We start from the raw sequence: 568 nt of genomic DNA, 5'->3' as shown, positions 1-568 counted from the left end.
ATTCACGGTTATGTGACGGCGTTCAGCCGCTTGGGCGGGGACGGAGCCAATACGTACTATCAACTCCGCTTCAATTCATTTCTCGCGCTGCTGCGCCTCGGCAGTGACCGACGCGACTGGATCGAGACGCCTGCGCAACAAACCGTGTCCGATGTGCTGGGAAAGTATCCGCAGGCGACCGGTAACTTTACTTGGCAACTGCGTCAATCGTTGCGCTCGTATTCTCAGCGGATGCAATGGGAATCCGACTGGAATTACGTCCACCGCACCTTTGAAGAACTCGGTCTTTTTCCGCGTTTCGATATCGCGCAGGACGGCAAGTCTCACAAGGTCGTCATCATGGACGATCTTTTCTCGGTTCCCGAGTTAAAGCAAAAGACCATTTTGTTTAGCCGCTCGGTACAAGACGAGGAATTCGACGGCCTGAGTGAGTGGATCGACTCGCAAGAAATTCAGTCGGCCGAACTCGATACGGGCACATTCGACTACAAGCGTCCGGACCTTTCGAAGCACGTCACGATGCCCGCGTTCGATCTTGACGATGTGCCGGGGCTGGGCGAGCAGTACG

The 568-nt window shown here is 55.3% G+C and carries 1 protein-coding gene; it reads left to right on the top strand.

What is annotated here, in order from left to right:
• Positions 1-568, top strand: a 568-nt coding sequence (locus CFB89_RS33875; RefSeq protein ID WP_179233587.1) for a phage late control D family protein, incomplete at both ends; no start/stop codon positions are given.

Source organism: Burkholderia sp. AU16741 (assembly GCF_002223345.1).
Classification (GTDB): Bacteria; Pseudomonadota; Gammaproteobacteria; order Burkholderiales; family Burkholderiaceae; genus Burkholderia; species Burkholderia sola.
Note: the sequence above shows the minus strand (reverse complement) of the source record. Positions and strands in the feature narration are given on the sequence as shown.